Genomic DNA, 22,485 nt, shown 5'->3' with positions numbered 1-22,485 from the left:
AGACATACATTACCAACTTTCTTATATTTTTTAATTTGTTGATAATATATATGTGTCCTTTATGGGTATCATATCAATCCATTACAACTGGTCCATTATCTTTTTTAGCGTATTTTGTAATATATTTTTTATATTCTTCATAGAAGAAATAGAATGGATTTCCTTTTTTATCTTTATATTCGTTGTATACTTTTAATAATTTTTCAAAAGTCATTGGATCATTTTTATAAATCAATAATTGTTTTTGTTTTTTCTCATCTTTAAAAAAGTCTACAATCTTACTTTTAGGATCATAAATATTAGATATTTTAGAAATTACATATTCTTTTTCAATATCCTTTCCTTTTTTATCTTTCTCAATATACTTTCTTGTACTATATATTGTTTCATTCATTAATTGTCTATTAGGTTTTTTATCTACAAAATGAGAATATTTATAATCTTTATATTCTTTTATAGCTAGAGAATACTTATAATTAAATAACTCTTTAAAAGCTTTATCGTCTAAAATTTCTCCAGTAGAAATATGATATCTTATATTTTCATCTTTATGATGATATTCTTTGACCCATCTTAAATTATTAAGAATTTTTTCTCCCATAAGTATAATATATGCGTCTTGGGCGTGATGACTGTGAGAAATATCTCTATTTTTTGTCATATCCCATTGTTTTCTTATCTGACTAGTAAAACTACCCTTAATATTTTTTATTTTCACATCTTGCTGTTTATCTCTAAAAAATCTTATAAGTAAATTCATAAATTCAATAGTTGCATAACGAGTGTCAACTAAATTACGAGCTATAAAAGTTCTTGAATATTTAGATATATCATCTTCTAATAAAAGATTATCTCTTTTTTGAATAGTTATTTTTTTAGATTTATACATATCTAATACTTGTGTCTTAAAATCTTCATAGCTTCTTTTTGAAATAGAAAGATTAAAATATTCGTAAGGGGTTCTTTGACCTTTTTGTTGATTTTCTATTCTTTTAACCAATACCTTATTATTTTGGCTATCATCAAAAGAGATTGATCTTGGTATAATATGATCAATTTCATAAGCAAGTGGATTTGATATTAAATTTTCTATTGGAATATACTCTCCAGAGTACATACAAATTCCATCTTGTTTTTTCCAATATCTCAAAAGTTCGAAATATCTTTTATCTAATTTTTTTCCTTCTAACATTTCTTTTATTTCATTTCTTTCATTTTCATTTTTCTTTTGAGCTTCTTTTATTCTATCTGTTTGTTCTTTTAAATTTTTCTCTCTAGCAAGTTCTATTACAATTTCTTTAGGTGTTCCATATGTTTTTAAAATTTCATTAATCACATTTATACATTGTGTTAAAGAACGTTTAACCACTGGACTTATTATCCAATAATCTACATACTTTTTAGGAATATATTTATATTTTTCATCAGTAAAATCCATTTTATATGGAACTAAGCCTTTTTCTGTAAATAATTCCATTTGATTTTTTGATGTTTCTATTAAATCATCTAATATTAAATTAATAGCTTTTTTAGATAAAGAATGTGTCCCTGTATATTTTATTTTTTCAGAAAGAATATCCAAAGTTTCCTCATCTATATTTTTCAAAATTTCTTCATACTCTTTTTTTCTTGTATTAGAATCTTGATAATAGGTAGCTATTTTGCTTATTTCATCTAAAATATCTCTATTATCACAAGAATATATTTTATTTATTTCTACATAACTTTTCAAAAATGTAAATTGAGGCTTTTCATTTTTATCTATTCTATAACCTAAAATATCATTTTCTTCAACACCTATTTCACTGGCTATTTTTTTTAGAGTAATAGATTTTTCTGTTTTAGCTGTTTTGAATAATTCTATTAATCTTAATTTTTCTTCTTTTGTTAACTTATCATTTTCAGATCTTTTAATTTTTAGATTATTCAAATCATTTAAAAGATTAAATAATTCAGCTGTATAAGAGTTTTTTACTAGTCTTAACTCTTCAGGAAAATAAGTACAATTTCCTACAAGTTTATCCATCCATTCCTCTTGATTTTTCCAACCATAAGCACTTCCTTTTCCCGGTCCTTCAAAATATTTTCTTCTTCCTGATAAAATATCTATGTATTTTTCTTCAAAATTATTATCTAACTCAGAATAATATTCTTTTTGAATTTCTAATATTTTTTTAGCTTCTTTTATATAATCTGTTGTTTTGTAGTTATTATTAATTCCTCTTATTTTTTTATTTTCTTCAAGATATTTTAATTGAGATTCACAGATATATCCTTCTTCTAATCTTTTTTGATTTTTTAGTAATATGCCTTTTGTACCCTCATCTTCATCTTTATTAGAGCTTTCAATATTAAAATCTCCTGCTCCTCTTCTTTTTACAAGATGATACAAAGCTATTGCTAATTCTCTTTTAGAGAGTTTTTCATATAAACCTTTTCTTCTTAATTCATAAGGAGTTATTTCATTTATATAAAAATCAGAATTTTCATTATTTATTATTTTATATTCAAATAATAATTTTCTTACTCTTTCTAACCTATGATGTCTTCTTCTTAATAATCTTCTAGTGCCTCTTCTTGCCCTTCTAGTTTGATTTTCATCACTTTTAGCTTCAGGAAAAAGTCTTACACCAGCATTCATTATTCTATCTTCATTATCTAAAAGACACCACCCAACAGATGCTATTCCTATATCAAGACCTAATCTAAAATCCATAATATTCCCCTCCATTATTTTTCCTTTTAATTAAGTCTACCACTATTTTTCATAAAAGTAAACCATAAAATTTCTAAACTAAAAAAGCTCAGGAACTAGTCCTGAGCCAAATTTATTTTATTATTCTCTTACAAGTTTTCCAGTTTTTATCATTGTAATTACGAATTGGTGTGCATCAACTATTGCGTTAGTATGAGCAAATTTTGTTTCTCCTTCGTAAAGACCATTCATTAAAACTTTTTGTTGTTCTTCTTCATTTTTTTCTAAAGTTTCTAAATCTATTTCTCCATTTTTATATTCAGCCACTAAAGAATCGTACATTCTATCAAACTCTTCTTGATATACAAGTTCTGCTATATCAAATAAATCTAAATTTTCCATTATACTTGTTTCCTCCTATTTTTTACTTATTTTAATTGCCCTAAAATGTCTCTATATTGAGTTTTCATCATTTTTAAAGTGGCTTTTTTAATAAGTTGATACCACTTTAATTGCATAGCTTCCATTCCTCTTAAGTTATCCATAAGCATTCTTTTTAAGAAATCAAACTCTTCATAGCTTACATTTAATTCTTTTAAATCTTTATTTTCACAAGAAGTTTTTATATAATCTAAAAATGATAGTACACCTTTCATTTGAGGGACATTTGCATATGTTTTTTCAAATTCTTTCTTTATATCAACCATAAATCTTGCTAAAAACTTTTTATGATTCTTTTCAAGTTTTATAGAGTATTTTCTTTTACCTTTCCCTATTTTTTGTAAAATTCCCATCATTCCCATCATAGAAGACATTGCATTTATTTCCATAGGATTAATTTTTTCTGGGTTAATTCTTTGACCTTTCATTTTTACCTCCACTAATTATATTTTCCCTATTATATTTTCTATTTCCTCTTTTGAGATACTTCCTTCTCTCAAAATACTTATTTTACTTTTACTCATATCAATTATTGTAGATGCTGTTCCTATTGGACATTTTCCCCCATCTATCACAATATCAACTCTCTCTTTGAAAATAGGAGATATTTCTACAAAAGAAGACGGTGTAGCTTCACCAGAAATATTAGCACTAGTTGTTGCAAGAATTCCACCAGCACTCTCAATTATATCCAGAGCTAGTTTATGATTTGGCATTCTCACCCCAACAGTTTCACCATTTGAAACCATTATTGCTGGAACATTCTCTCTTTTTTTAAGAATTATAGTTAGTCCACCGGGCCAAAATCTTTTAATCAATTTATTTATTTTTTCCCTATGTTCGTCACTTATTATTGCTATCTCGTCTACCTTATCAAGACTATTAACGAGAGCTATAAGTGGTGAGGAAAAACTTCTTGTTTTCGCCTCATATATTTTTTTTAAAGTGTCCTCTTTTAATACTCCACCAACTCCATAAACTGTATCAGTTGGGTATATTATAAGTTCACCTTTCTTTAATCTTATACCTATTTTCTCCAATGACATTTCCATTATTGTATCCCTCTTGTGAAAAAATCAAGTTTTTTATTTAAACTTTCGCAATATATTTTAGCATAAAAAAGAAAAAAAAGCTAGTATAATCACTAGCTTTTTTTGTTTTTTCTACTTACGAAGAATATTATTTGTCTTCAAAAGTATCGATACTTTCAAATAACTCAGAAACTGATTCGTGTTTAACTATTCTTTCGATTGCTTTCGCAAATAATACATCTACTGATAAAACTTTTATTTTGTCTATTTTCTTTTCATCAGCAAGTCTTATACTGTCAGTTACTATTACTTCTTTAACTGGACATTTTTCTAATCTTTCTACTGCTGGTCCTGAAAGGATAGCATGGCTACAACAGATGTAAGCTTCTTTAGCTCCTCTTTTGATTATAGCTTCTACACCATTTGTTATAGTTCCAGCTGTATCTATCATATCATCTATGAAGATAGCGATTTTTCCTTCAACATCTCCGATTAAGTTCATAACTTCTGATAAATTTGGTTTTGGTCTTCTTTTATCGATGATAGCGATTTTACAATCTAACCATTCAGCTAATTTTCTAGCTCTTTTTACTCCACCGATGTCTGGAGAAACAACTACAACATCGTCTCCTTTGAATCCTTTATCTAAGAAATATTTTGCAAGTAATGGTAGAGCTTGTAAATGGTCTACTGGTATATCGTAGAATCCTTGGATTTGGTCAGCGTGTAAATCCATTCCTACTAATCTGTCTGCTCCTGCTGTTGTAAGTAAGTTTGCAACTAATTTTGCTGTGATTGGTTCTCTTGGGCTAGATTTTCTTTCTTGTCTAGCATAACCATAATATGGCATTAAAACGTTGATTGATTTGGCAGATGCTCTTTTTAACGCATCAATGAAAATTAAAAGTTCCATTAAATTTTCATTTACTGGACCAGAAGTTGGTTGAATTACAAATATATCTCTTCCTCTAACAGTTTCGTCTACTCTTACATAGATTTCACCATCTTTGAATCTAACAATTTGTACATCTCCTAGTTTGCAATTTAATCTTTTAGCAATTTTCTCTGCTAATTCTACATTTGATGTTCCTGAAAAAATTTTTACTTCTTTCATATCAATTTGCATTTGTCTATTTCCTCCATTTAAGTTTTATTAATTGCTTATTTCTTTCAACAGCTAAAGAGTCCTCTGGAACATCTTTAGTGATTACTGAACCAGCTCCTGTAAGAGCGTTATCCCCTATATTTACTGGAGCAACTAACATTGTGCTACTTCCAATAAATACTTTTTCTCCAATATGAGTATCGAATTTATTTACTCCGTCATAGTTACAAGTTATTGTTCCTGCTCCTATGTTTGTATCTTTACCAACAGTGGCATTTCCTAAATAAGTTAGATGTCCTGCTTTTACTCCAGGCTCTAATGTAGATTTTTTAACTTCTACGAAGTTTCCAATATGAACTTTTTCTTTAAGATGTGCTTTTGGTCTTAGATGTGCAAAAGGTCCCATTGTTACCTTATCTTCTAAGATACTTTCTTCTATTACAGAAGATTCAACTCTTATATTATTTTTTAATGTACTGTCTATTATTCTAGTATTTCCGATAATTTCACAATTTTCTCCAATAACTGTATTCCCTTGTAGTACAACACCAGGATAAATAACTGTGTCCTTACCTATTTTTACAGTTTCTTCTATGTAAGTAGTTGCTGGGTCGATAAGTATTACTCCCTCTTCCATCAACTCTTTATTTTTTCTCTCTCTTAATACTCTTGAAGCTTGTGCTAATTCTACTTTAGAATTAACTCCTAAAATCTCCTCGCTATCTTCTAACACAAAGCTTGAAACTTTTTTTCCATCTTTTACTTGGATACCTATTATATCAGTAAGATAATATTCACCTTTTTCATTGTTATTATCTATTCTGTCTAAAGCTTTAAATAACTCTTTAGAATTACAACAATATACCCCAGCATTCACTTCTTTTATTTTTTTTATTTCTTCGCTTGCTTCTTTTTCCTCAACTATCCCTACAACATCTCCATTTTCTTTAACTATTCTTCCATAGCCAAATGGATTTTCATAGATTGCTGTAAGAACTGTTGTTGTACAACCATTTTCTTTGTGGTAGTTGTACATTTTTTCTAAAGTTTCACTTTTTAAAAGAGGAGTATCTCCACAAAGGATCATTACATCTCCCTCATAATCTTTTAAAAGTTCTTTAGCTTGCATTATTGCGTGACCTGTTCCAAGTTGTTCCTCTTGAACTACATAAGAAACATCTTTTATTTTCGCAAGAATTTCTTCCTTTTTGTGTCCCAATATTAATATATTTTCTTCAGTGTCTATTTTTTTTAACTCATTAAGTATTTTTTGAACCATAGGTACTCCATTTACTAAATGAATTACTTTAGGCAAATCAGATTTCATTCTAGTTCCTTTTCCAGCAGCTAGAATTAACGCTTTTAATTGCATACTATCTCTCTCCTTACAAACTAGTTTACTAAATTATACCACATAAACGAAATTATGCAATAAAAAATCACTAAAATTTTCTTATTTAGTTAATTTCTCATAAGCCTCATTTATTTCTTTAAATTTCTTTTCGTGATAATCTCTTTCCTCGTGAGAAGCGTTTGCATATTTGTCAGGGTGATGAAGCTTTGCTTTTGCTCTGAAAGCTCTTTTTATTTCATCTTGACTTGCACCTTGCTCCACTTCCAAAACTCTATAATATTTTGACTTATCTTCAAAATAATTATTGTAACTATTATATGAATTTCCACTGTTGCTGTAATTTCCATTATAATAATATCCACCACTTTGTTGCTCACTAGCTCTTCTGAAAAATTCTTCAAAGTCTTGTGCATTTCCAGTAGTTCTGTAATAATAAGTTCTTGTTCTACCATTACTAGTATTAGTTTTATTTCTTCCTGTTATCATATTCCAAAGCATAAATATTAATATAATCGGGAAAAATGCAACTATTATATATCCAAATAATACAAATAACACACCTAATACAAGCAACACAGGAATAAATCCTATGGCTCTTTGTGGTCCCAATATCCCAGCAATTATAAAAAATAAAATCACTGTTATTATCAAAGCTATTTCCATTTTTTCTCCTTATTAAAAATCTCTCTACAATTTTAGATCGGTATTTTTAACTCATTTTTTTAGAAAGCTCAGAAATTTTATCTAAAATTTTTTTATCTCTAGGATCTATCTCATAGGCTGTTTTATACTCTTTTAAAGCTCTATCAAGACTACCTATCTCCTCATATTTTTTACCAAAATCTATATGAATATCATAAATATCATCTTCTGAAAATATAGCCAAATCATAACACTTTATAGCCTCAACTACATTTCCTATTCTTGAATAGGCATTTCCCAAAAGAAAATATACAAAAGGCATATTTTTAGAAATTTCCAACGCTTTCAAATAATAATCAATAGCTTTTTCATATTCATCATTTTCATAAAATAAATATCCTAAAAAAGCTATAAAATTACTGTTTTTTGGTTCTAGCTCAACTAATTTTTTAAAAATTCTTATTGCTGAGTTATAGTCCTTTTTATAATAAGTTAAAAATCCCAACTCTTTTAAATTTTTTATATCATTTCCATTGACAAGCAATGAGATTCTCAATTCTTCCTCTTTCTTTTCAAAGTCTTCTATTGAGTCATATTTTTTAAAAATTTCGGCCCTTAACATAAAGATTCCCCTTTCTCTAGTAAATGACCATTAGAAATTATATCATTTACTAAATCAATATTCAATATTAAATTTTGAAAATTCTTTCATTTCTACCATTTCTTTCTCTATATTTTGAACTTTGCTCCAAGGTGTACCCATTTTTATATATTTCTCACCAATAAAAACTTGTTCTTCATCACCTTGCATAAAAAGTTCTACATCTCCATTTTCTAAATTTCTTACCAAACCTTTTACTCCTAGTTTTTCCAATCTAAATCCAACATAAAATCTATATCCTACCCCTTGAACTTTTCCACTTATAATATAATGAAAAGTCGTCATATCACCACCTCTTATCTAAAATTTATCATAGCTCCCTCAAGACCATCACACTCTGAAACAACTATCTCATCTTTTCCTAAAATATCCATTGCTTCAAGAATTATCAAAGTCCCAGCTATAATATTTTCTCCCCTTTCAGGTTGAAGACCTATCATCTCCATTCTTTCTTTTAATCTTAGACTCAAAAACTTATCTAAATTTCTTTTTAAATTTTTTTTAGTTAAGGTATAAAGATGAACTTTTTCAGAATCATAAACTTTCATCTCTTCATAAACGCTTACATTTGTTGTAACTGTCCCTGCTACTCCTACAAAAATAAAATCTTGTCCTTTAAATTTTTCTATCTCACCAATTCTTTCTCTTACGGAAGTTATGCAACTTTTAATATCATCATAGTTATCATTTTGGAAATATTTTTTAGTTTCTCTTACAGCTCCCACCTTAAAACTTTTTACATAATCTATCTTCTCTCTATCTCCAAAAATAAACTCTGTACTTCCTCCACCAATATCCATAAGAAGAATTTTTTTAGAAAACTCTGTGCTTGAACCAGCAAAAGTTATTTTTCCCTCTTGATCTCCTGATATAACTCTTACTTCTATATCTGATTCTTTTTTTATTCTCTCTACTATTTCATCTTTATTGCTAGATTCTCTCACAGCTGAGGTAGCAAAACCAATAATTTTTTTACATTCATATTTATCACAAATATTTTTAAAATATTTTATAATCTCTATAAGTTTTTCAATTCCATCATTAGAGATACTTGTATCACTTTGTATAAAATTTCCAAGTTTTGTTATTCTTGTTTCTTTGTAGATTTTTTTTAAAATCTCTATTTTATTTTCACTTTCTCCCACTTCTGCTAAGAAAAGTCTGCAAGAATTTGTTCCTATATCAATAATTCCTTTTATATATTTTATCATTTTCACTCCTAAAAATTTTCAACTATTTTATATTTTTTTACATCTAATTGACAATTGGGTAATCTACCCTTATAATTTAATTATAACAAAAAATTAGTTAAATATTCAATTTTTTTAATATTTTTTAGGAGGAACAAATGAAAAATTTTAAAACTTTTTTACTGATGGGAGTAATGACTTTTATTATGTTAGCTTTAGGAAATGCCATAGGAGGTCGTCAAGGAGTTTATATGGCTCTTGTCTTTGCAGGAATTACTAACTTTATCTCTTATTGGTACAGCGATAAAATAGTTCTTGCTATGTATGGAGCAAAACCAGTGTCTTCAAACTCTGATGTTTATAAACTTGTAGAGGGGCTTGTAAAAAAAGCAAATCTTCCAATGCCAAAAGTGTATATTATAAATAGTTCTCAACCAAATGCTTTCGCCACTGGAAGAAATCCTCACCACGCAGCTGTGGCTGTTACTTCTGGGATTTTAAATATTTTAGATGATAATGAACTTTCTGGAGTTATTGGACACGAATTAGGACACGTTAATAATAGAGATATTTTAATTGGAACTGTGGCTGCTACTTTTGCTGGAGCTATATCTTTCTTGGCAAATATGGCAAAATGGTCTGCAATTTTTGGTGGAGGTAGAAGTGATAGAGATGATGACAATGGGGGAGGAATCGGTCTTATTTTCGTAGCTATTCTAGCTCCGATTGCTGCAATGTTAGTTCAAATGGCTATCTCTCGTACTAGAGAATATAAAGCTGATGAATACGGCGGAAAACTTTGTGGAAATCCAATCTATCTTGCAAATGCTCTTGAAAAATTAGAGTTAGGAGTTAGAAGAAATCCTATGAATGCTAATCCAGCTACTGAAAATATGTTTATAGTAAATCCTCTTTCATCTAGAGATAAAATGGCTACTCTTTTTAGCACTCATCCATCTACAAAAGATAGAATAGAAAGACTTTATGAATTAGCTAGAAATAATTAAAATTTTAAAAGCTGTTGCAATTTTAACGCAACAGCTTTTATTTTAAACTTCCATATATTATTTTAAAATTTTCATTTTTAAATATCTCTTGTAACTCTTTTGCTATTTTTTCTTTTTCTGATTTTTTCTCTCCATCTGCTCCATTAAGAAAAATATATTTTTTAGCAATTTTATTTTCTCCAAAAAATTTTCCATTTTTTATATATTCTTTTAGAAAATCAAAATTTACTTTTTTATTTATAAATTTTGGGTATCTTTCTTTAAAAAGTTCAAATCTATGGATATTTTCTTCTATCAAATCTAAATCTATAATATCAAGATTTATAACTCCTATTATCACATTAGAAAAATTAGGTATACAAGGCTCTAACTCATTCCACTCTTTTAAAAATTTTTCTTTTGAGCCATCTCCCTCAATTAAAATATAATCAAAATCATCTTTTAATCTTTCAACCTCGTGATACCCAATTCCAATTAATTTTTTATCTTTTATCTCTTTTCCAACCACAAAAATATTTTTATTTTCTCCAATCGTCTCTTTATTATCAATGTACATTTTTTCAAATTGGGATTTCCCTGGAGTATAAATTTTAGTTGTAGTGGTAACCATTACCTTTCCAAGTTTAGATAGTTCTCCACTTAATAAAAACATCAGAGTTGTTTTACCACCTGCTCCTGTTATGGTTATTATATTTTTTTTCTCTATATTAAATTTTTCAAACATAATTTTCTCCTAAGTTTTTTTATATTATAACCTAAATTTTAAACATTTTTACAATTTTTTTCATCAAAAGAAATAAAAACTTTAAGGAGATATATGAAAAAAATTTATTTTTTACTTGCTGAGGGATTTGAGCTTATAGAAACTACAACACCCATAGATATTTTAAAAAGAGCTGGGATAAAAGTCGTGACTCTATCTCTTGGAAAAACTTTAGAAGTTAACTCTGCCCAAGATATAAAGATTATAGCTGATGATTTTTTAGGAGATTATAAAGATGCCAAGGGAATTTTCTTAGCTGGTGGATATTCTCACTACGAAAATCTTCCAAAATCTGATGAGGCTTTAAAACTTATAAAATATTATCTAAAAAATCAAAAACTTGTAATGGCTATCTCTGGAGCTCCTTATGCTCTTGCTAAAAAAGATTTAATAACTGGAAAAACTGTGTCTGTTCATCAATCTTTTTTAGAAGAAACTGAAAAATTTTGTAATATCTCAAACTCTCCTATTACAATAGATGACAATCTTATTACTTGTAGAGGGACTGGATATTCTCAAGATTTATCTTTTGAAATTATAAAAATATTAGCTCCTGATAAATTAGAAAAAGTAAAAAAAGGACTTGGATTTTAAAATATTATCCAAGACCTTTTATATTTTTCTAGTTTTTATTTTTTAATTCTGTATCATAATCTTTTCCACTGATAACTCTTTTTCTTTTATCATTAAAATTTTTATTTATGATACTTCTAGTTTCATCAAACTCTGAAGTTTTTATATCTGCTATATCTAAAATCGTATGAATTAAATCATCAGTCATATAAGGTTTATTTACAGAATTTTTTATACTTTCCACTTTCTCTGGATAATTTTCTATAAATCTATCACTAGTATAAACTAAAAATGGAATTTCTACCATATATCTACTAATATTTGTTTCAGCGTGACCTGCAAAATCTCTAAAATCATAAACTTCTTCTCCGTGGTCTGAAACATATAAAATAATACTATCCTCATCTTTAAAATTAGATATAATTTTATCTATAACATAATCATTATAAAGAACAGCATTATCATATTCTCCTATTCTTTCATTTGAATCATTTTCAAAAATATTAAACTCTTTAGGGTATCTATGCCTATAACTTCCGTGAGTTCCCATTAAGTGATAAATTATAAAATTTCTATTTTCTTTTTCTATATATTTTACACTTTTATTTACTATTTCCTCATCATAGTTTGATATTATTTCTGTATCTGAATCTCTATAAGCACTAAATACTATTTCATCTGACTGTTCTCCCAATGCTACAGCCACGTTTCCGTTAACTCCACTAGATTCTTGATTAGAAAACCAATAAGTTGTATATCCTGATTTTTTCATAACATCTATCAGATTATTATTTTTATACCACTCTTTTTCACTTTCTAGATTATAGAAAGTCATTAATTTTTTTATTACAGCAATAGTATGACTATGTGGACTTATTGTATCTGTAAATTTATAAAGATTTTTTTCATTTATCTTTTCTAGTAATGGATTAGTTTCTAAAGAATAATCATATAAGCTCATATGATTTCTTGTAGTTGATTCCCCTATTACCAAAATAATATTTTTTATTTTAGAATCATTTGAAATTATAGTAAGTTTATTATCTTTAAATTTTTCTCCAATATCTTTATACTCTTTTACATTAGTATAAGCTCCATTTATGGCAGTATAAAATCTTTTTATTGAAAGAATTTTCATTCCTTTAAAATCAAATATTGAATAAATAATATAGATTATAAAAATTATTTTAAAAGATTTTATCTTAAAAAATTTATTTATATCTATTTTTCTGTTAAAAATTTTAATAATTAAATAGTTTAATGCTATTAAAAAAATCATTAATATAACTATTTTAAAATTAAAATACATTTTTAGAAATTCAAATCCTTCTTTTTGATTTGTTTCTAAAAGAATTTGAAAAAATCCAGCATTCATTAAAGCACCAAAATTTTTTAATAATAAAATATCTACTATAAATGTAAAATAAGATATACATACTATTATTTTTAAAATAATATTTTTTATTTTTTCTTTAAATAAAGATAAAATTATCATTATCCCTAAACAAAAAATAAAAAATTCTATTTCACCCAATAAAAATTTTAAAATTTTCTGATACAATGGACGTTCTGCATATTTATTAAAAAAATATTTACTAATTCCGTAAGGAATAAAATTTAAAAGTGTTATTTGCATTAAAACTAAAAAATCATTTTCAAAAATATTTTCTATTTTTTTCCAGATAAAATTTAAAAATTTCATTTTCATATCACTCCCCAAAGCTTAATCACGGAATTATACCACTTTTTTTTTGTCAATGAGTATTATTTTAAAACAAAATAAAAAAAGTTACTGTGATTTTACTTTCACAATAACTTTTTATTTTTTATCTATATAGATTATTTTCTTTTATAAACTCTATTAGTTTATCATCTAATATCCCACTACAATCTTCATTATTTCTAAGTTTTTCTTTTATCTCAGTAGAAGATATATCAAAATATTCATTTTCAAATTCTATTATTTTATCTGAGGTTATCTCACTTACATAACCTTTTCTTCTAAGTATAACTACAGTTGAATTTTCTAAGATCTCTTCATAATTTTTCCATTTTGTAAAATATGCAGCTGAATCTCCACCGATTATCTCAAAATACTCATTATCTTTTCCATAAATTTCCATAATTTCATTTAAAGTTTTGTATGTATAAGATATTTCATCTTTTTCTATCTCGATTTTAGAGATTTCGACCTTATCTAAACTTCCAAAGACAATATCACACATCTCATATCTTAGGATATTATCTGAAAGATTATTTTTTCCGTGAGAAGCACGTCCCACAGGAATAATCAAAAGTTTATCCAAGTTTAGATTTTTTATTGTATAATAAGCTACACTTTTATGTCCAAAATGGGGAGGATCAAAACTTCCCCCATAAATTCCTATTCTCAATGTTCTATCTCCATTATACTTTTTATTAATTCTTCCTCTGTTCTAGCAGTTTTTATATTATCTCTATTTTCTTTTTCTCTAAAAATTCTAGCAATACTTGACATAACTTTTAGATACTCTTGTCCTTTTTCTTTTGGTCCTCCAACAAGAACAACCACTTTTATAAGTTCTCCATCAATAGCCCCAAAATCAACTGGAGTTTCTAAAAGTGCGATACTTACTACAAGATCTTTTGCCCCTTCACATCTTGTATGTGGCATAGCAATCCCCATTCCTATACCAGTACTTCCAATTTTTTCTCTTTCCATAATATTTTCCAAGAATATTTTTTTATCAATGACTAAGTCTGTATTTTCATCAATTAAATTTACTATTTTTTCTAGTATCTCATCTTTAGTATTCTTTCCCCTAATAATTTTTATTAATTTTTCATTAGTATATTTAACCATTTTTCTCCTCTTATTTTATAAGAATTTCAAAAACCTTCTCTTCAATATCTGTTAATTTTTCAAGATTATTTGTATTTTCAATTTTATTCATTCTAGAATTTAAAATACTTAGATAAATTTTTTCATTTTCATAAGTTTCTTCTTCTAAAACTTTCAAATATCCTGCTACTTTTAATCCATTTTTATTTTTATATTTTTCTAAACTGTTTTTTACTCTTTCTTTTAAACTTTCTTTTATAATTCCCTCTACTACTTGAATATTTTCATACTCATATAAGTCGAATCTAGCTTTTATTATATAAGACATTACATAATAGAAAACTTCTAAAGAATATCCATATTTTTCAAAATATTTTTTCATTGAGTAGATATATATAGTTTTTTCAAAGTCCATATTATCCATTAAAATTATCTCAGAGATATATTTAAAAAATTCTTTTTCATCTCTTTTATAAAGTTCGTATAGATATTTTATAGCATATTCAACTTTTCCATTTATAATAAGTTTTATTATATTTTTTTTCATATCTGCAGTATCTATATTTTGTATTCTGCTTAGAGATTTTTCTTTTAATGAATCTTGTTCTGAAAAATCCATAAGTTCATAAAAATATCTTAAAAACTTTTCATCATCTTCTTCAAAAACTGACATAGTCAAAAGATAATTTCCAGCTTTTCTTTTTATTCTTCCATTCTCATCAATTGTGAAAAAAGCTCTTTTATTTGTAGTGTGGATAAGTTGTCTAACAAATTTTTCTCTTGATTTTTCATCTTGATTATAGATTTTTTCTAACTCTACAAATAAATTCTCCCCTTTAAAATCTTTTAGGTTTGATATATTATTCATTTGTTTCTCCTCTCAAACACTCTAAAGTATTGTCCTCTAGTATATCAAATTCTATTTTTAAAACAAATAGTTTTTCTATATTTATATCTTTTGGTAATTTTACCATATCTTTTTCAGTAGTTATTATATATTCTGCTTTCATATCCTTAGCTCTTTTTTCTATAAGAGCAATATCTTTTTTGTTAAAGCTGTGATGATCTAAAAAGTCCACTCTCTCTATATAAGCTGGGTCAAGAGAGATAACTGTTTTTTCAAAATTAAGAGGATTGGCAAGTCCTGAAAAAAGTAAAACCCTCTTTCCTTTTACCCAAAACAGAGGTTTCATATTTCCTTTCATATCATACAGAGCTTTTATTCCATGAACTGCTACTGAAACAGGTTTTTTATATCTCACTTTTAAAAATCTTTTTATAACTTTTAAATCTTCTTCTGACACAAGGTCTGATTTTGTAATTATAAATTCTGAGGCTCTTTTTGCACCACTACTAAAAGCCTCTCTCAAAGTTCCCTTTGGAAGTAAAGCTCTCCAACCAAAAGGATTTGTAGCATCAACTAAAACTATATCCCAATTTCTAAAAAACTTTCTATGTTGAAATCCGTCATCTAAAAGAATAGTATCTGCATTAAAAACTTTTTTTGCAAGTTTTGCTGCCTCATACCTATCTCTTCCTACAACAACTGGAACTTTTAAATTAAGGGCGTGGCTATATGGTTCATCTCCACTTTCTTTTGAGGTAACAAGAATTTTCTTTCCGTCTGATACAACCAGTGGGTCAACTTTTCTTTTTCCTCTATAACCTCTAGAAACTACCACTACTTTTTTTCCCTGCTCTTGTAATTTTTTTGCAAAATATTGTACAGCTGGAGTTTTTCCTGTTCCCCCAACTGTGATATTTCCTATACAGATTACAAAAAGATCTTCTATTTTTTTTATTTTAAAAATTTTCCTATCATAGAGCCAGTTTCTCAGGCTCGTAACAAGATAATATATATATGATAATAATTTCATTTTTTCCTCTTCAATATCTTTATTTATATGCTTTCTATATTTTACCCTTAATTTACATAAAAATCAAAGAAAAATTTTATTTTATTATACAATTTTTTATTAAAGTTTAACAGGGACTATTTTTGAGATACCGATTTTCTTATTCATAGTAACTCCAAATATACTATCAGATGATCTCATAGTTTCTTTATTATGTGTTATTAGAATGAATTGAGATTTATCTGTAAACTCTTTTAATTTTCCAATAAGCTTCTTAGTATTTTTTTCATCAAGAGCTGCCTCAATCTCATCAAGGAATGTAAATGGACTTGGCTTGTACATAAATATTGCCATAATAAATGCTATCGCCACCATTGATTTTTCTCCACCAGAAAGTAAAGTTAGAGATTGTCTTTTTTTATTTCTAAATTTTACAAAAATCTCTACTCCACAGTTTTCAAAATCTTCCTCATTGGATAGTGTCAGACTTCCCTCAGAGTTATCAATCGTTTCCATACACATTTGATTAAAGTTATTATTTATATTGTTATAGGCATCAAAAAATCTCTCTCTTATGGAGTTTCCAATATCTTCTATTATCTCAAGAAGAGAACTTCTACTTGCTTCTAAATCCTCTTTTTGCGATTTTATAAAATTATATCTTTCGTCAAGTTCCTTAAACTCTTCCACAGCCAAAAGGTTTACACTTTCAAAATCTTTTAATTTATTATTTAAATATTTTACTCTATCTACCGAAGATTTGTAAATACTTTCTTCAATAGTTTTTATTGGAATATTTTCCATTCCAGCAAGTGTTTCTTCAAAATAATTTATTTTTTCCTCATATTGTGAAAGTTTTTCCCTTTCTGTTACTCTTTTTTCTTCCTCTTTATATTTTTTTCCCTCAATATCTTTTATAAGACCTATAAGTTCCTTTTCTTTTATTTGAAGAAGTTGTTCCTTTTCATCAGCCACTCCAAGCTCTTTATTTTCCTTTTCAAATTGTAACTCTTTTTCCTCTTTGTTTTTTTCTATATCCATCAGATTTTTTTTGATATTTTCTATCTCTAATTTTAATTTTTCCAATCTTTCAACAGCTTGAACTTTTTCATTTTCTAGCTCTTTCTTTTCAGTTTGATTTTTCTCCATATCATTTTCAATCTGAGTGTTTCTATCTTTACTATTTAAATATTTTATTTTTATATCAGAATATTCTATTTTTATTTTATCAACATTTTCTCCAAGAGTAGATACCTCTTTTGATTTTTCATCAATAGATTCTCTAATCTCTTTTGTATTTTTTTCCAAGTTTTCTCTATTTTCTGTTGATTCTTTTATTCTTTTATTATATTCTCTTATGTAATTTTCTTCCTCTTCCTTTTCAGTTAGAGATACTTTTTTCTCTTTTTCAAATCTTTCAGACTTAGATTTTAAATTTTCAAATTCTTCAGTATAATTTTTAATATTTTTTCTGATTGTAGTATTTTCACTATCAAGATTTTGAGTTCTAGTTTCTAGTTCTGATAATTTTTCGCTATTTTCCTCTAGATATTTTTTTATCTTTCCAATTCTTTCAGTCGAGTTTGAGATTATCTCCTCTAGTCTTCTCATCTCTTTTCTTCTTTCAAACATTTGAGAGATAGCTGAGTTTTTATTTTCCCCCCCTGTAATTCTTCCACTACCACTTATCAATTCCCCAGAAAGACTTACAATATTACCAGAAAAAATATTTTTCTTAGAGATTGCAATAGCTATATCTATATTTTCCACTATTAAAAGATTTCCAAGCACCATATCGATTATTTTTTGGTATTTTGGGTTAAACTCCACAAGTTCAGACCCTCTTCCTATTACTCCATCAAATCTCGGAATATCTTTTTTAGCAAAAGTTTTTATTGTATCAAGAGCCAAGAAAGAGGCTTTACCAACCTTTCTCTCTTTTAAAATCTCAATACATTTTTTAGCAATTCCACTATTTTCTACAACTATATCTTGAAGATTTCCTGCAATAGATGCCTCAATAGCTTTTTCAAATTTTTCAGGAATATTTATTATAGAGATTAAAGCTCCCTCTACACCTTTCATTCCAAGATTAAGAATTTCTTTAACTCCTTTATAAAATCCCTCGTTATTTTCTTCAAATCTATGAATGCTATTATATCTATCTTGAGCTTTTGTAACATCTAATTCACTTTTTCTAAGCTCATCATTAGCTCTATTTATTTTTATACTGATGTCACTTATATTTTTTTCACATTCATTTTGATTTTTTTCATTTTCTTTTAAACTCTTCTCAGAATTTTCTTTATTTTTTTTACTTTCTTCCAAAAGAGTTTTATTTTCTAAGATTTTTTTCTCTATCTCTTGTAGTTCAGTAGTTAAATTGTTAATTCTTGCGGTACTTCCTTTAACTCTTTTTTCTGAACTTTCTATTTCGTTATCATATTGAAGTTTTGTTACTTCAAAATCAAGTATCTGTCTTTTTTTAAGTTCAATCTCTTTTTCTAGAGAGCTTTTTTTATTTTCAAGAGAGTTTATCTCTTTTTCAAGTTCTCCTACTTTTATTTCACTAGTTTCTAAGAAAGATTTTAAATTTTCTTTCTCTTCCAAAAGCTTATTGCATTCCTCTTGATTTTTTAGGATTTTATCCTTAAAACTTTCAATTCTCTCATTTCTTTCTTTTTCTTCTCTTTCAAATCCCTTTTCTCTTTCAAGAAGTTTTGCTTTCTCTTTTTCAAAATCATTAATCATATTTTTTAGATCTTCATTTTTGCTCATTAATTTTTCGATAGTTTCTTTTACAAAGGATATATCTTTTTTTACTTGCTCTATCTCTTGCTCTTTAGATTTTTTTTCATTTTCTATTTTTTCAAGATTTTCAACAAGCTCTTGCTCTCTAGCCTTTGATTTTTCAAAAAGATTTTTGTTTCTAGCTAGTTCAAAAGTAAAAACTCCCTTATTCAGAGAATCTCTTTCATCTTTTATTTTTAAAAATTCCAAAGCTTTTTCAGCTTGTTTTTTTATTTTAGCTCTATGTTCCCCTGTTTCTGTCAAAATCAAATCTATTTTTTCAACTTCGTTTACTACATTGGCTAGTTTTTTTTCAGACTCTATTTTTCTAATCTGATATTTTTTTACTCCTGCAGCCTCTTCGATTATCTCTTTTACCTCTTTTTTAGAAGATGAGATTATTCTCTCAACTTTTCCTTGACCGATTACAGAGTAAGCAGACTTTCCAATACCAGTATCCATAAACATATCACTTATATCTTTAAGTCTTGCTTTTTTATCGTTGATTAAATATTCATTTTCTCCATTTGTGTAGATTTTTCTTGTAACTTTTAGAGTGTCTTCATCAGTTGGAAAATATCCATCTTTGTTGTCTATAAAAAGAGAAACCTCAGCACTGTTGGCACTTTTTTTAGATTCTCCACCAGAGAATATTATATCTTTACTCTCTTTAGCTCTTATATTTTTATATGATTGTTCTCCTAGCACCCAAAGGATAGAATCTAATATATTAGATTTTCCCGACCCATTTGGTCCTACTATTGATGTAATTCCTCCAGTAAAATCTATCTTTATTCTTTCACCAAAAGATTTGAATCCGTATATCTCTACTCCCTTTAAATGCATATTATCTCCTCATATACTACAATATATATTTATCTAAATTTTCTTCCTCTGTATCAAATTTTAAAATTTTATCAACCATTTTTTTATCTATATTTACTTTTTTCTTTTCTTCATATGGAGCTTCAAACATCACATCTCTAAGTATCAACTCAATTACTCCTGCAAGTCTTCTAGCTCCGATATTTTCAACATTACAGTTTTGGTCATAAGCGTACTCAGCTATTTTTTCTATGGCTGTTTTAGAAAAATTTAATTCCACATTGTCAACAGCTAATAAACTTTTATATTGCTCAATAAGATTATAATCTATATCTGTTAAAATTTTTACAAAATCTTTTTGTGTCAAATCTTCCATCTCTACCACAAGAGGAAATCTTCCTTGAAGTTCTGGCATAAGGTCAGAAAAACTTGCCTCACTAAAAGCTCCCGCTGCTATAAATAAAATATGCTCAGTTCTTACAGCACCAAATTTTGTCATAACTGTAGTTCCCTCAATAATTGGTAAAATATCTCTTTGAACTCCCTGTCTTGATACTTCTCCTCTTCCTGCATTATTTGTAGCAGCTATCTTATCTATCTCATCTATAAAAATAATTCCATTTTCCTCTACTCTTTTTATAGCTTCCATTCCTATCGCTTCATTATCAAGATTATTTTCAATCTCTTTATTAATTATCATAGTGATAGCATCTTTTACTTTTACCTTAGATTTTTTAGGCTTTTTATTTTCTCCAAGACTCATAACATTTTGTAAAACATTTTCTATATCATTTCCCTCAGAATATCCCATAATTTCTATTATAGGACCTCTTTGTTCATATTGACTTTTATCCATCTCAACAATTGCATCGTCAAATTTTCCTGATTTTATATGTTCTACAAGATTATTTTTAAATTCATCATCTAAAGTATCAAGATTGTTTATAAGTTTTGCTACTTTTTCAACAGCCAAATCATAATATTTTTCTCTCAACTTTTCTGTTTCTTCTGATTTCACTCTTTTTACTGTAAGAGCCACTATATCTTTTATAATGCTTTCTACATCTTTTCCTACATAACCAACTTCAGTATATTTAGTAGCCTCTACTTTTAAAAATGGAGAGTTAGTTATTTTTGCAAGACGTCTTGCAAGTTCTGTTTTTCCAACTCCTGTTGAGCCCATAAGAATTATATTTTTAGGAGTTATCTCTTTTCTCATATTTTCATCTTTTATATTTTGTCTTCTATATCTATTTCTTAAAGAGATAGCCAAATTTTTCTTAGCTTCATCTTGAGAAACTATATATTTATCAAGTTCTTTTACAATCTCTCTTGGAATCATTTTTCCCTCCCACTATAAAAAAAGCTAACTTACTAGCTAGCTTATTTTAATATCTCATCTAGATTTTTCTTTAGCTCTGCTAAAGCTTTTGCTCTATGGCTTATCTGATTTTTAAAATCTTTCATCTCTGCTGTTGTTTTTCCATATTCTTTCATATAGAAATGCGGATCATAACCAAATCCATATTCTCCACGAGGTTCGTCTATTATTTCTCCACAAACCTCTCCATAATAACTATATGTTTCACCAGTAGGTTTAGCAAGAGTTATTACACATACGAATTTTGCTCTTCTATCTTCGATACCTTTTAAATTTTCTATAAGTTTTTTATTATTTTTTTCATCAGTAGCATTTTCTCCAGAATATCTTGCAGAGTAAACTCCAGGAGCTCCACCTAAAGCATCAACACATATTCCAGAGTCATCAGCTATTGTTACCATATTAGTAAATTTTGCAATCTCTAATGCTTTTTTCTTTGAATTTTCTTCAAAAGTTGTTCCATCTTCCACAACTTCTGGAATCTCTATTCCATCTTTTATTGAAAGAATTTCTATATTTTCCATTGAAAAGATTTTTTTAATCTCTTCTATTTTATTTTTGTTTCCTGTTGCTAAAAATATTTTCATTTTTTTACCTCACCTATTTAGAAAATTCCTCTTCTAAATTTTTATTTTGAATTTCAAAAAGGTCATTTATTCCTTTTTCAGCTAAGTCAAGAAGTGTGTTAAGTTCCGCTCTTGTATAAGTAGCCTCTTCTCCTGTTCCTTGAACTTCTACAAATTCTCCTCTGTCATTCATAATTACATTCATATCAACTTCTGCTGCTGAATCTTCGCTATATTTTAAATCTAGCATAGGTGTTCCACCAACAATTCCAACACTTATAGCAGCTATTTTAGATTTTATTGGATTTTCTTCTAAAACTCCGTTTCTTACCATTCTTTCTATTGCCATTGCAAGAGCAATATATCCACCTGTTATAGAAGTAGTTCTTGTTCCTCCGTCAGCTTGGATTACATCACAATCTATTGTTATTGTTCTTTCTCCAATTTTATCTAAATCTATACAAGCTCTTAAAGCTCTACCAATAAGTCTTTGGATTTCCATTGTTCTTCCAGAAAGTTTTCCCTTAGCTGATTCTCTTTGAGTTCTCTCTCCAGTGGCTCTTGGTAGCATTGAATACTCAGCTGTTATCCAACCTTTTCCTGTATTTCTCAAAAATGGTGGTACTTTATCTGAAACTGATGCTGTACAGATTACTTTTGTATTTCCACAAGACATAAGTACAGATCCTTCAGCGTGGATTGTATAATTTCTTATACATTCTACTTTTCTAGTTTCATCTATTTTTCTTCCATCTTCTCTTATTACTTCGTTCATTTTTTCACC

General features: G+C 27.4%; 22 protein-coding genes. 2 read left to right on the top strand and 20 right to left on the bottom strand.

What is annotated here, in order from left to right:
* Window positions 1-73: 73 nt before the first annotated feature.
* The 10 genes from cas9 to I6E15_RS04430 all read right to left on the bottom strand — a co-directional run bounded on the left by cas9 (window position 74) and on the right by I6E15_RS04430 (window position 9,140).
* The gene (gene cas9 / locus I6E15_RS04475) at window positions 74-2,716 is read right to left on the bottom strand and encodes a type II CRISPR RNA-guided endonuclease Cas9 (RefSeq protein ID WP_235245587.1); all 2,643 of its coding nucleotides are present in this window, start codon (window positions 2,714-2,716) and stop codon (window positions 74-76) included.
* Between the two features lie 120 nt (window positions 2,717-2,836).
* Window positions 2,837-3,097 carry a hypothetical protein gene (locus tag I6E15_RS04470; protein ID WP_177162376.1) on the bottom strand — a complete coding sequence of 87 codons (261 nt, stop codon included), beginning with the start codon at window positions 3,095-3,097 and terminating at the stop codon, window positions 2,837-2,839.
* 26 nt (window positions 3,098-3,123) lie between these two features.
* Window positions 3,124-3,564, bottom strand: coding sequence for a hypothetical protein (locus I6E15_RS04465; protein WP_177162375.1), 441 nt, complete (start codon window positions 3,562-3,564; stop codon window positions 3,124-3,126).
* A gap of 15 nt (window positions 3,565-3,579) precedes the next feature.
* Entirely contained in the window at window positions 3,580-4,188 is a 609-nt protein-coding gene (locus tag I6E15_RS04460) for an L-threonylcarbamoyladenylate synthase (RefSeq protein WP_235245579.1), read from the bottom strand.
* 127 nt (window positions 4,189-4,315) lie between these two features.
* Entirely contained in the window at window positions 4,316-5,293 is a 978-nt protein-coding gene (locus I6E15_RS04455; RefSeq protein WP_235245469.1) for a ribose-phosphate diphosphokinase, read from the bottom strand.
* A 4-nt stretch (window positions 5,294-5,297) separates the two neighbouring features.
* Window positions 5,298-6,644 (bottom strand): bifunctional UDP-N-acetylglucosamine diphosphorylase/glucosamine-1-phosphate N-acetyltransferase GlmU, encoded by a 1,347-nt coding sequence (gene glmU, locus I6E15_RS04450; protein ID WP_235245467.1) that lies wholly within the window; start codon window positions 6,642-6,644, stop codon window positions 5,298-5,300.
* 81 nt (window positions 6,645-6,725) lie between these two features.
* On the bottom strand, window positions 6,726-7,289 hold the full coding sequence (locus I6E15_RS04445; protein WP_235245452.1) for a J domain-containing protein: 564 nt from the start codon (window positions 7,287-7,289) through the stop codon (window positions 6,726-6,728).
* Between the two features lie 46 nt (window positions 7,290-7,335).
* Window positions 7,336-7,890 (bottom strand): tetratricopeptide repeat protein, encoded by a 555-nt coding sequence (locus tag I6E15_RS04440; RefSeq protein ID WP_235245443.1) that lies wholly within the window; start codon window positions 7,888-7,890, stop codon window positions 7,336-7,338.
* Window positions 7,891-7,944: 54 nt separating this feature from the next.
* Window positions 7,945-8,214 (bottom strand): acylphosphatase, encoded by a 270-nt coding sequence (locus I6E15_RS04435; protein WP_235245414.1) that lies wholly within the window; start codon window positions 8,212-8,214, stop codon window positions 7,945-7,947.
* A gap of 11 nt (window positions 8,215-8,225) precedes the next feature.
* A complete protein-coding gene (locus I6E15_RS04430; protein ID WP_235245406.1) occupies window positions 8,226-9,140 on the bottom strand; it encodes a Ppx/GppA family phosphatase in 915 nt (304 codons plus the stop codon).
* Window positions 9,141-9,277: 137 nt separating this feature from the next.
* Here I6E15_RS04430 and htpX point away from each other — a divergent pair, with 137 nt between their 5' ends.
* On the top strand, window positions 9,278-10,126 hold the full coding sequence (gene htpX / locus I6E15_RS04425; protein WP_235245399.1) for a zinc metalloprotease HtpX: 849 nt from the start codon (window positions 9,278-9,280) through the stop codon (window positions 10,124-10,126).
* 37 nt (window positions 10,127-10,163) lie between these two features.
* Here htpX and yqeC read toward each other — a convergent pair whose 3' ends face one another.
* Window positions 10,164-10,850: a selenium cofactor biosynthesis protein YqeC gene (gene yqeC, locus I6E15_RS04420; RefSeq protein WP_235245397.1), complete on the bottom strand. Its 687-nt coding sequence runs from the start codon at window positions 10,848-10,850 to the stop codon at window positions 10,164-10,166.
* 93 nt (window positions 10,851-10,943) lie between these two features.
* Here yqeC and I6E15_RS04415 point away from each other — a divergent pair, with 93 nt between their 5' ends.
* Window positions 10,944-11,483 (top strand): DJ-1/PfpI family protein, encoded by a 540-nt coding sequence (locus I6E15_RS04415; RefSeq protein ID WP_235245388.1) that lies wholly within the window; start codon window positions 10,944-10,946, stop codon window positions 11,481-11,483.
* Between the two features lie 28 nt (window positions 11,484-11,511).
* On the opposite strand, the gene I6E15_RS04410 is transcribed toward I6E15_RS04415, so the two are convergent.
* The 9 genes from I6E15_RS04410 to rph form a co-directional block, all read right to left on the bottom strand.
* Complete coding sequence (locus I6E15_RS04410; RefSeq protein ID WP_235245380.1) at window positions 11,512-13,170, bottom strand: phosphoethanolamine transferase; 1,659 nt, start codon at window positions 13,168-13,170, stop codon at window positions 11,512-11,514.
* Window positions 13,171-13,288: 118 nt separating this feature from the next.
* The gene (gene nadD, locus I6E15_RS04405; protein WP_235245377.1) at window positions 13,289-13,855 is read right to left on the bottom strand and encodes a nicotinate (nicotinamide) nucleotide adenylyltransferase; all 567 of its coding nucleotides are present in this window, start codon (window positions 13,853-13,855) and stop codon (window positions 13,289-13,291) included.
* Window positions 13,852-14,304, bottom strand: coding sequence for a PTS sugar transporter subunit IIA (locus tag I6E15_RS04400; protein ID WP_235245363.1), 453 nt, complete (start codon window positions 14,302-14,304; stop codon window positions 13,852-13,854). The genes nadD and I6E15_RS04400 overlap by 4 nt, the downstream gene beginning before the upstream one ends.
* Window positions 14,305-14,314: 10 nt before the next feature.
* Window positions 14,315-15,151 carry a hypothetical protein gene (locus I6E15_RS04395; RefSeq protein WP_235245359.1) on the bottom strand — a complete coding sequence of 279 codons (837 nt, stop codon included), beginning with the start codon at window positions 15,149-15,151 and terminating at the stop codon, window positions 14,315-14,317.
* Complete coding sequence (gene lpxK, locus I6E15_RS04390; protein ID WP_235245357.1) at window positions 15,144-16,160, bottom strand: tetraacyldisaccharide 4'-kinase; 1,017 nt, start codon at window positions 16,158-16,160, stop codon at window positions 15,144-15,146. The genes I6E15_RS04395 and lpxK overlap by 8 nt, the downstream gene beginning before the upstream one ends.
* A gap of 99 nt (window positions 16,161-16,259) precedes the next feature.
* Window positions 16,260-19,775: a chromosome segregation protein SMC gene (gene smc, locus I6E15_RS04385; protein ID WP_235245355.1), complete on the bottom strand. Its 3,516-nt coding sequence runs from the start codon at window positions 19,773-19,775 to the stop codon at window positions 16,260-16,262.
* 16 nt (window positions 19,776-19,791) lie between these two features.
* Window positions 19,792-21,096 carry an ATP-dependent protease ATPase subunit HslU gene (hslU, locus tag I6E15_RS04380; RefSeq protein WP_235245324.1) on the bottom strand — a complete coding sequence of 435 codons (1,305 nt, stop codon included), beginning with the start codon at window positions 21,094-21,096 and terminating at the stop codon, window positions 19,792-19,794.
* A 41-nt stretch (window positions 21,097-21,137) separates the two neighbouring features.
* A complete protein-coding gene (locus I6E15_RS04375) occupies window positions 21,138-21,722 on the bottom strand; it encodes an XTP/dITP diphosphatase (protein ID WP_177162152.1) in 585 nt (194 codons plus the stop codon).
* 13 nt (window positions 21,723-21,735) lie between these two features.
* Entirely contained in the window at window positions 21,736-22,476 is a 741-nt protein-coding gene (rph, locus tag I6E15_RS04370; RefSeq protein WP_268827923.1) for a ribonuclease PH, read from the bottom strand.
* Window positions 22,477-22,485 lie beyond the last annotated feature (9 nt).

Source organism: Fusobacterium perfoetens, from assembly GCF_021531475.1.
Lineage (GTDB): Bacteria > Fusobacteriota > Fusobacteriia > Fusobacteriales > Fusobacteriaceae > Fusobacterium_B.
The sequence above is the reverse complement of the archived record's forward strand: the minus strand, read 5'-3'. Positions and strand labels throughout refer to the sequence as shown.

Excerpts from the sequence above, each read along its gene's own strand:
- lpxK (WP_235245357.1), bottom strand. The coding sequence starts at position 16,160 with ATGAAATTATTATCATATATATATTATCTTGTTACGAGCCTGAGAAAC.
- hslU (WP_235245324.1), bottom strand. The coding sequence starts at position 21,096 with ATGATTCCAAGAGAGATTGTAAAAGAACTTGATAAATATATAGTTTCT.
- I6E15_RS04460 (WP_235245579.1), bottom strand. The coding sequence starts at position 4,188 with ATGGAAATGTCATTGGAGAAAATAGGTATAAGATTAAAGAAAGGTGAA.
- glmU (WP_235245467.1), bottom strand. The coding sequence starts at position 6,644 with ATGCAATTAAAAGCGTTAATTCTAGCTGCTGGAAAAGGAACTAGAATG.
- I6E15_RS04445 (WP_235245452.1), bottom strand. The coding sequence starts at position 7,289 with ATGGAAATAGCTTTGATAATAACAGTGATTTTATTTTTTATAATTGCT.
- I6E15_RS04410 (WP_235245380.1), bottom strand. The coding sequence starts at position 13,170 with ATGAAAATGAAATTTTTAAATTTTATCTGGAAAAAAATAGAAAATATT.
- I6E15_RS04375 (WP_177162152.1), bottom strand. The coding sequence starts at position 21,722 with ATGAAAATATTTTTAGCAACAGGAAACAAAAATAAAATAGAAGAGATT.
- rph (WP_268827923.1), bottom strand. The coding sequence starts at position 22,476 with ATGAACGAAGTAATAAGAGAAGATGGAAGAAAAATAGATGAAACTAGA.
- cas9 (WP_235245587.1), bottom strand. The coding sequence starts at position 2,716 with ATGGATTTTAGATTAGGTCTTGATATAGGAATAGCATCTGTTGGGTGG.
- I6E15_RS04455 (WP_235245469.1), bottom strand. The coding sequence starts at position 5,293 with ATGCAAATTGATATGAAAGAAGTAAAAATTTTTTCAGGAACATCAAAT.
- I6E15_RS04435 (WP_235245414.1), bottom strand. The coding sequence starts at position 8,214 with ATGACGACTTTTCATTATATTATAAGTGGAAAAGTTCAAGGGGTAGGA.
- I6E15_RS04440 (WP_235245443.1), bottom strand. The coding sequence starts at position 7,890 with ATGTTAAGGGCCGAAATTTTTAAAAAATATGACTCAATAGAAGACTTT.
- I6E15_RS04395 (WP_235245359.1), bottom strand. The coding sequence starts at position 15,151 with ATGAATAATATATCAAACCTAAAAGATTTTAAAGGGGAGAATTTATTT.
- I6E15_RS04465 (WP_177162375.1), bottom strand. The coding sequence starts at position 3,564 with ATGAAAGGTCAAAGAATTAACCCAGAAAAAATTAATCCTATGGAAATA.
- I6E15_RS04470 (WP_177162376.1), bottom strand. The coding sequence starts at position 3,097 with ATGGAAAATTTAGATTTATTTGATATAGCAGAACTTGTATATCAAGAA.
- smc (WP_235245355.1), bottom strand. The coding sequence starts at position 19,775 with ATGCATTTAAAGGGAGTAGAGATATACGGATTCAAATCTTTTGGTGAA.
- htpX (WP_235245399.1), top strand. The coding sequence starts at position 9,278 with ATGAAAAATTTTAAAACTTTTTTACTGATGGGAGTAATGACTTTTATT.
- I6E15_RS04430 (WP_235245406.1), bottom strand. The coding sequence starts at position 9,140 with ATGATAAAATATATAAAAGGAATTATTGATATAGGAACAAATTCTTGC.
- yqeC (WP_235245397.1), bottom strand. The coding sequence starts at position 10,850 with ATGTTTGAAAAATTTAATATAGAGAAAAAAAATATAATAACCATAACA.
- I6E15_RS04400 (WP_235245363.1), bottom strand. The coding sequence starts at position 14,304 with ATGGTTAAATATACTAATGAAAAATTAATAAAAATTATTAGGGGAAAG.
- I6E15_RS04415 (WP_235245388.1), top strand. The coding sequence starts at position 10,944 with ATGAAAAAAATTTATTTTTTACTTGCTGAGGGATTTGAGCTTATAGAA.